Origin of the sequence: Streptomyces sp. rh34, from assembly GCF_002551245.1 — a bacterium.
GTDB lineage: Bacteria > Actinomycetota > Actinomycetes > Streptomycetales > Streptomycetaceae > Streptomyces.
In genome coordinates, this window is sequence record NZ_NTGZ01000072.1 from 22,264 (window position 1) to 30,321 (window position 8,058).

The window sequence follows — 8,058 nt, forward strand, 5'->3', positions numbered from 1 at the left end:
GGCCCTTCGGTGTCAGCGGCGGTGTCAGCGGCGGTTGAGCCCGCGGTGGACCGCGGTGATCAGCTCGCCGTTCTCCGTGTCCCCGTCCAGCGACCAGAACATCGCCCCGCCGAGACCCTTGTCCCGGATGTACGAGGCCTTGGCGCGCAGCACCTGAGGGTCGTCGTACGTCCACAGCGTCGTGCCGTCGAACAGCCACGCGTGGCCGTTCTTCCCATCACGGTGGATCTTGTACGTCCCCGACGCGGCCAACTGCTTCAGGACCTTGTAGTCCTCGTAGCCCGCCCCCCAGGTGGCCGGAGCGGGGGCCGTGGCCGGTTGCCCCATGCCCGTGCCGCCGCCGCTCACTCCGGTCCAGCCCTGGCCGTAGGTCGGCATGCCCATCACGAGCTTGTGCCTGGGCGCGCCGCGGCGTACCCAGTCGCGCACGGTCCGATCGACGCTGAAGTCGTTCTTCGCGTACAGGGCCGACTGCTGGGCCGTCTTCTTCTCGCCGGAGACGTGGTAGTCGTAGCCCTGGATGTTGACGAAGTCGAAGTCCTTCATGAGGCGCTTCACGTCGAAGCCCGCGTCGATCGCCTTCGGGTTGGCCGCCACGTAGGCCGACAGGTCGTAATGCTTCGGCTTGGGCTTCCCGTGCCCGTGACCCCTGCCCCTGGCCTCCTTCTCCTCGGCCTTCGCCCGGCTCTTGGCGTAGGCGTCGAGCTGGGTGCGGAACTCGTGGATCAGGGCGGTGAAGTTCTTCTTGTCCTCCGGGCGGAAGACGGTGCCCTCATTGCCCGCCGAGCCGGGCCACTCCCAGTCGACGTCGATGCCGTCGAAGAGGCCGGCCGCCGCGCCGTCGCCGCCGCGTGCCCCGTCCACCGGGAGGTTGCCCTTGATGTACAGGTCGAGGCAGGAGGCGACGAGGGCCTTGCGGGAGGCCGCGGTGCGGGCCGCGTCGGAGAAGTGGGTGGAGTAGCTCCAGCCGCCCAGCGAGATCATGACCTTGAGGCCGGGGTGCTTGGCCTTCAGCTCGCGCAGCTGGTTGAAGTTGCCCGCGAGCGGCTGCGTGTCGGTGTCGGCGATGCCGTCGACCGATCCCGCCGCGTCGAGCGGACGGGCGTAGTCCGCCCAGGCGTCGGCCTGGCCGGGGATGTTGCCGGTGAAGCACTTGCCCTCGGCGTTGACGTTGCCGAAGGCGTAATTGATGTGGGTCAGCTTGGCCGCGGCCCCGCTGGTGTCCAGGTCCTTGACCTGGAAGTCGCGTCCGTAGACGCCCCATTGGGTGAAGTAGCCGATGCTCCTGTAGGCGGGGCGGTGGTGCCCCTTGTCGCGGTCGCCGCCGTTGCTCCGGTCGTGGCCGGCGCTGGCTGTGGCCGCGGGTGCGATGCCCCCCAGCAGGGCCAGGGCGACGCAGGCGGTGGTCATTCGGGACAGGTTTCTTCGACGCATGGGGCTCGTTCCTGTGCTTGATCCGCTGTGGGAGGGAAGCGGAAGGGAAGTGCGGGAGCCGTGCTGTGCGAGGAAGGTATTGGTCTGGACCAAAAATGGTCAAGAGTCCGGGAGTTGCCGGAGTTCGACGGTGGTGCCGGTGCGGCGCTGGACGGAGTGGAGTCGAAGACCGTCCGGGACTGATCCGGTGTCCACGGCCGGGATATGCGTGGACCGTCACAAGATCATCACATTGGGTGAAACCCTGGCCCATGCTTGCGGTGTACAACCCACGGTTGCCAGGCTGTCGCAGACTGTCAACCTGTTGGGAGTGGCCTGTGACTTTCGGTGAGCAGCCCGCCTATCTGCGCGTGGCGAGCGATCTCAGGGAGAAGATCGTCAACGGCGCGCTGCCGCCCCATACCCGCCTGCCGTCGCAGGCTCGCATCCGGGAGGAGTACGGGGTCTCGGACACCGTCGCCCTGGAGGCGCGCAAGGTCCTGATGGCGGAGGGGCTGGTCGAGGGGCGCTCCGGCTCCGGCACCTATGTGCGTGAGCGCCCCGTGCCGCGCATGATCGCCCGCTCCGGCTACCGGCCGGGCAGGGGGGCCAGTCCGTTCCGGCAGGAGCAGACGGCGGAGGGGGCGCGCGGGACCTGGGAGTCCCGCAGTGAGCAGGAGGGCGCGAACCCCGAGATCGCCGGGCGGCTGGGCATCGAGCCGGGCGACCGTGTGATGCGCACGCACTACGTCTTCCGGGAGGCGGGCGAGCCGATCATGCTCTCCACCTCCTGGGAGCCGCTCGCCGTCACCGGCCGGACGCCGGTGATGCTTCCGGAGGAGGGGCCGCTGGGCGGCTGCGGGGTGGTCGACCGGATGGCCGCGATCGACGTCGTCGTGGACAACGTCGCCGAGGAGGTCGGCGCGCGCCCGGGGCTGGCGGAGGAGCTTCTGGCGCTCGGCGGTGTGCCCGGCCATGTGGTCATCGTCATCGGGCGTACGTTCTACGCCTCGGGCCGGGCGGTGGAGACGGCCGACGTGGTGGTGCCGGCGGACCGGTACCGGGTCGCGTACCACCTGCCCGTGAGATGAGGTGAGATGACGCCCCGTCGGGCCATTCGAGGGGCGCCGGCCGGGGCTGATGGGTCACGAGGGGGCGCTTTCTTCGGATGCGCCCCTTTCGTGGTGGCCGGATGTGTATCTCTTTGTGTAAACCCGCCTGCACTGAGTGAAGGTCAGGCGTACGCTCGGGCATATGCGTACTGCGGTTTCCTGGGGATCCTTAGAGGCGTGCATGCCGGTGGGAAGAGGGGCGATATGCGGGGGAGCGACACGATGAGCGACAGCGGCGCCGTGCTCCCTTGGCAGGTGATACGGCAGGACGACGGCGGCAACCGCTACCGCGTGGGCAGGTACGCCACGCAGGCCGAGGCGCAGAAGGTCGCCGACGGCCTCGACGACCGCCATCGCCACCAGGTCTACCGGGTGGAGCGCGTGGGTCAGGGCACCGGGCCCTGACGCGACGGACGTCCGCGTGGGGCCCCGGAGGGCCGTTCCGTCCTCCCGGGGCCCCACGGCCTCCCCGGAGGGCCTTCGCGCCCGCGTGCGCCCTTGTGGCGTGCCTCCGGCCCCCCTCGTTGGTCCTCCCGTGTCCTCCGCCCTCGTCGCGCCCCGCGTTCCGTGGGCCGGCGGCCGGGGCGGTAGGGTCCCGCCCGGACCGGGGCGCGGAAGCCGCCGGAAGCGGGGCGAGCGGGGCGGAGTGGTGGCGGTGCTGATCGACACGGTGGCGTGGGTGCGGATCGAGGGCGGCAGAATCCTCTGCGCGCGGCCCCGGGGCAAGGACGTCTTCTACATCCCGGGCGGCAAGCGTGAGGGCGCGGAGACCGATCTGCAGACCCTCCTGCGGGAGGTCGAGGAGGAGCTGACGGTCGGCCTGATCCGGGAGACCGTCGTCCACGCCGGGACGTACGAAGCGCCCGTGGACGACCGGCCCGACGCCGCCGTCGTACGGATGAGCTGCTATTACGGCGACTACCGCGGCACGCTCGCCGCGAGCGCCGAGATCGAGGAGATGGCGTGGTTCTCCTTCGCCGACCGGGCCCTCGTGCCCCCCGTGGACCAGTTGCTCTTCGACGACCTCAGGGCGGCCGGCGCGCTGAGCTGACCTCCGGCCGTGGTGGGCGTACACCCGTCTGCACCAAACGCCAGGTTGCGCGGTAGTGAGCAACAAATGGTGGGTATGGGCTGTTTAGTCCCCATTTGCACAGAGGGTGCGCCCGTGGTCGTCCCTGGGAAGTGATCGGTGTGATCGATACCGAAGGCGACTGCGCCGAGTGGGCCTTCCCCGCCGAACCCGGTTCCGTGCGGAGCGCCCGGCACGCCGTCCGGGGGGCGCTGGGCACCTGGGGTCTCGACGCCGCGGTGGGCGATCTGGCGGTCCTGCTCGTCAGCGAGCTGGTGACCAACTCCCTCCGCTACGCCTCCGGGCCCATCGGCGTACGCCTGGTCCAGTCGCACGCGGACGGGGATCTGCCGCACCCCGGCGGGCGTCTTCCGCTCGCCCACGGGAAAGTTCCGCTCGCCGACCGCCCTGCCGCCGACCCGGTGCTGCTGGTGGAAGTCTCCGATCCGCTTCCGGATCCACCCACCGAACGCAGTGCGGGGCCCGATGACGAAGGCGGCCGGGGACTCCAGCTCGTGGCCTGTTCAGCACGTCGCTGGGGGACCCGTCGAGGAAAGAGTGGCAAGACGGTGTGGTTCGAGCTGGCTCTCCCTGGTTAGGAGAGTGGGGGACGCGCAGCGATCACCAGAGGTCGGGCAGAACCTGGCTGAAAGGGACCGAGACCTTGCTGTGATCGTGAACGCCGTGTCGGTCGGGGCCGTAGTGCTGAATACTGCGGGCAGGACCGGTCCGGTGTGTGAGCTGGAGGGGACGGTCGCGTGAGCGAAATACCTGGGACAACGGGTGATGTCGTCGGGACCACGGGCGACGTCGTGTGGCAGAGCAGCCCGCCCGGCTCGATCTATGACTACATCAGGGTCGCCTCCTTCTCGATCGGCCCCGACGGCCTGATCGAGCAGTGGAGCAGCCGGGCCGCCGGTCTGTTCGGCATGTCCTCGACCGAGGCGATCGGCCGCGACCCGGTGGAGGCTTTCATGCCCGCCGAGCTGCGCAGGGACGGTCATCGGCGGGTCGGCGAGATCCTCGACGGCAAGGAGTGGACGGGCCTCGTCCCGTTCCGGATGCCGGGTGAGGGCGGAGCGCACGGCGTCGCCGAGGTCTATGTGATGCCGAGTCTGACGGGCCGGGGTGAGCGGGCCGCGCTCTGTATCGTCGTGGACGTCCGGGCCCTGCGGCGCATCGAGACGGACCTTGCCGCCTCCCAGGCCATATTCGGCCAATCTCCTTTCGGCTTCGTTCTGTTCGGCACGGACTTCGCCGTCGTCCGGGCCAACCAGCGCTTCGCCACGGTCTTCGGCGGCGCGGCCGAAGACCACCGGGGCCGCACGGTGGAGGACTATCTGCCGCGGGCCGAGGCCGACCGGCTCTCCGCCACCCTGAAACGGGTCCTGGAGACCGGGGAGTCGGTCACCGACCTCCAGCTCGTCGGCACCGCCCCCGGCGGCACCGAGCGCCGTCACTGGTCCATGAACCTCTACCGGGTGCACAGCGGGGCCGGCCGCCCCGTCGGCGTCGCCGGCCTCGCCACCGACGTCACCCGCCGCCACATCGCCGCCCGCGAGGCGGCCAGCGCCCGCCGCAACCTCGCCCTCCTCAACGAGGCCAGCGCCCGCATCGGCAACTCCCTGGACCTGGAGACCACCGCCCGCGAGCTCCTCGACGTGGCCGTCCCCGGCTTCTGCGACCTCGCCGCCGTCGACCTCTACCAGGGGCTGCTCACCGGCGAGGAGGCCGCTCCCGGCAGTTGGGCGCCCGCCCACCGCGAGTCCGCCGGAGGCTCGGCGGAGCTGCGCCGGGTGGCCCACGCCAGCGCGGTCGCCGACGCCCTGCACACCGCCGTGGCGGGCAGCGGGCCCCCGGGACCGGACGACCTGCCGCCCGCGCTCGGCTCCGTCCACCGCTTCGCCTTCGGCTCGCCCTGCGCCATGGCGCTGCGCTCCGGCCGGGTCGAGGACGTCCCCGGCGACGAGATGGGCTTCGTGCAGTCGACGCTCGCCGTGCCCATGGTCGCGCACGACACCGTCGTCGGCCTCGTCCAGTTCTCCCGTACGAAGGGCAGCGAGCCGTTCGGGGAACGCGACCGGGCACTGGCCACCGAACTGGCCGCCCGCGCCGCCGTCTGCATCGACAACGCCCGCCTCTACCGCCGCGAGCACGAACGCGCCCTGATCCTCCAGCGCAGCCTCCTGCCCCCGGGCGACCCGGAGGCCGCCGGGCTCGACATCGCCTGCCGCTATCTGCCGGGCAACGCGGCCACCGAGGTCGGCGGCGACTGGTTCGACGTGATCGAGCTGCCCGGCCACCGCACCGCGCTCGTCGTCGGCGACGTCATGGGCCGCGGCCTGCGCGCCGCCGTCGCCATGGGCGAACTGCGCACCGCCGTGCGGACCCTGGCCCTCCTCGACCTGGAGCCGGCCGAAGTGCTCTCCGCCCTCGACGAGGTCGCCCGCGGCCTCGGCTCCCCGGGCGGCGGCGAGCGCAGCGAGGGCCTCGGCGGCAGCGGGGGAGCGCAGTGGCCCTCCCGCGCCGCGCAGAAGTCCCGCGAGGCGGACCTCTCCGAGGTGTATCTCGCGACCTGCGTGTACGCGGTCTACGACCCGGTCACCCGGCGATGTACGTTCGCCAACGCCGGGCACCTGCCCCCGGCCGTCGTCGAGCCCGGCCGGCCCGCCCGGCTCATCGACGTACCGCCGGGAATGCCGCTGGGCGTCGGCGGCGAGCCGTTCGAGGAGGTCGAGGTCGAGCTGGCCGAGAACGCCCTGCTCACCCTCTACACCGACGGCCTCGTCGAGTCCCGCGACCAGCCGCTGGACGAGGGCCTGGACGCGCTGCGGGCCGTCCTCACCGGACCGCAGATGGAGCTGGAGGAGGCCTGCGACCACGTGCTGAGCACGCTCGACACCCGGCACGGCGAGGACGACATCGCCCTGCTGATGGCCCGCATCCAGGGGCTCCCCGGGGAGGCGGTCGGGGACTGGACGCTGCCGCGCGAACCCCGCTCCGTGGGGCGCGCCCGTGAGCTGGCCCGCTCACAGCTGGTCGCCTGGGACCTCGACGACCTGGTCGACACCACCGAACTCCTCGTCAGCGAGCTGGTCACCAACGCCCTGCGCTACGGCGAGGGCGAGATCCGGCTCCGGCTGCTGCGCGACCGCACCCTGGTCTGCGAGGTGTGGGACGCCGGCCTCGTCCAGCCGCGCCGCCGCCGCGCCCGCGACACGGACGAGGGCGGCCGCGGCCTCCAGCTGGTCGGCCTGCTCAGCGCCGCCTGGGGCTCGCGCCGCACTCCGCGCGGCAAGACCGTCTGGTTCGAACTGGCCCTGCCGGACGGGGCTCCGGCCGCCGAGCTCTCCGTGGAGCAGCTGCTGAGCATGTACTGAGCCCCGTGCGGCTCGCGTGGGCACGTGGACCCACCCGGCGCACCCCGTGTCACGCGCCCGTCTTCAGGGCCGCCAGCCGGGCCTCGACCTCCGCGCTGTCTCCCAGGCTGTCCAGCTCCTCGAACTGGGCGTCCAGCGAGGAGGCCGCCAGCTCCTGCTTGCCCAGCGCCTTCGCCTCCTCGCGCCGCACCTTGTCCTCGAAGCGGCTCAGCTCGCTCGTGGGGTCCAGGACGTCGATGTTCTTCACGGCGTCCATCATCTGGTTCTGCGCCTGCGCGGACTTCGAACGCGCCACCAGCTCGTCGCGCTTGGCCTTCAGCTGGGAGAGCTTGGTCCTCATCTGGTCGAGCCCCGACTTCAGCTTGTCCACCACCTCGGTCTGCGAGGCGATCGTCGGCCCGGCCGTCTTCGCCTCCTGCTCGGACTGGAGCTGGCGGCCCAGCGCGACCTTCGCCAGGTTGTCGAACTTGTCGGCCTCCGCGACCGAACCGGCCCCGCGCAGCTCGTCGGCCTTCCGGCTGGCGGCCAGCGCCTTGCCGCCCCACTCGGCCGCCGCCTCGACGTCCTCCTTGTGGTCCTGCTCCATCAGCCGGAGGTTGCCGATGGTGGTCGCGACCGCCTGCTCGGCCTCCGCGATGTTGTTCGTGTAGTCCCGGATCAGCTGGTCCAGCATCTTCTGCGGGTCCTCGGCCTGATCGATGAGGGCGTTGATGTTGGCCTTCGCGAGCTGGGTGACGCGGCCGAGGATGGTCTGCTTGGACATGGGATGGCTCCTTGGAAATCGAGACGGGTCATCTGGTGTGGTCCTGCCCTGCCGGTCGTTCAGAAGCGGCCGCCACCGCCCCGGCGGCCCCGTGTTCCGCCCCCTCCGAAGCTGCCGGGCCCGCCGCCGAAACCGCCGGACCGGCCGCCGCCGAACCCTCCGCCGAAGCCGCCGCCCATGCCCCCGCCCCGGCCGCCGCCGAACAGCCCGCCGAGGATGATGCCGCCGAGCACCGCCCCGCCCATGCCGCCGCCTTGCGGGGAGCCGGGCCCCCGCATGCCGCCGAAGCCGCGGACGTCCTGCTCGGCCAGGCTCATCGCC

General features: G+C 71.6%; 7 protein-coding genes and 1 pseudogene. 5 read left to right on the forward strand and 3 right to left on the reverse strand.

Annotation, left to right across the window (positions count from 1 at the left end):
* Positions 1–24: 24 nt before the first annotated feature.
* Positions 25–1,434 carry a glycoside hydrolase family 18 protein gene (locus tag CR470_RS15935; protein ID WP_097868254.1) on the reverse strand — a complete coding sequence of 470 codons (1,410 nt, stop codon included), beginning with the start codon at positions 1,432–1,434 and terminating at the stop codon, positions 25–27.
* A 317-nt stretch (positions 1,435–1,751) separates the two neighbouring features.
* On the opposite strand from CR470_RS15935, the gene CR470_RS15940 reads away from it, so the two are divergent.
* The 5 genes from CR470_RS15940 to CR470_RS15960 all read left to right on the forward strand — a co-directional run bounded on the left by CR470_RS15940 (position 1,752) and on the right by CR470_RS15960 (position 6,974).
* Complete coding sequence (locus CR470_RS15940) at positions 1,752–2,504, forward strand: GntR family transcriptional regulator (RefSeq protein ID WP_097868255.1); 753 nt, start codon at positions 1,752–1,754, stop codon at positions 2,502–2,504.
* A gap of 225 nt (positions 2,505–2,729) precedes the next feature.
* Positions 2,730–2,930, forward strand: a complete 201-nt coding sequence (locus tag CR470_RS15945; RefSeq protein ID WP_097868256.1) for a hypothetical protein — start codon at positions 2,730–2,732, stop codon at positions 2,928–2,930.
* A 241-nt stretch (positions 2,931–3,171) separates the two neighbouring features.
* Positions 3,172–3,576 carry an NUDIX hydrolase gene (locus tag CR470_RS15950; RefSeq protein WP_097868257.1) on the forward strand — a complete coding sequence of 135 codons (405 nt, stop codon included), beginning with the start codon at positions 3,172–3,174 and terminating at the stop codon, positions 3,574–3,576.
* Between the two features lie 131 nt (positions 3,577–3,707).
* Positions 3,708–4,193, forward strand: coding sequence for an ATP-binding protein (locus CR470_RS15955; RefSeq protein WP_097868258.1), 486 nt, complete (start codon positions 3,708–3,710; stop codon positions 4,191–4,193).
* A 213-nt stretch (positions 4,194–4,406) separates the two neighbouring features.
* A complete protein-coding gene (locus tag CR470_RS15960; protein ID WP_097868259.1) occupies positions 4,407–6,974 on the forward strand; it encodes a SpoIIE family protein phosphatase in 2,568 nt (855 codons plus the stop codon).
* A 49-nt stretch (positions 6,975–7,023) separates the two neighbouring features.
* On the opposite strand, the gene CR470_RS15965 is transcribed toward CR470_RS15960, so the two are convergent.
* Positions 7,024–7,737, reverse strand: coding sequence for a PspA/IM30 family protein (locus CR470_RS15965; RefSeq protein ID WP_097868260.1), 714 nt, complete (start codon positions 7,735–7,737; stop codon positions 7,024–7,026).
* Between the two features lie 59 nt (positions 7,738–7,796).
* Positions 7,797–8,058: pseudogene (locus CR470_RS15970) on the reverse strand (TPM domain-containing protein); the annotation flags it as partial.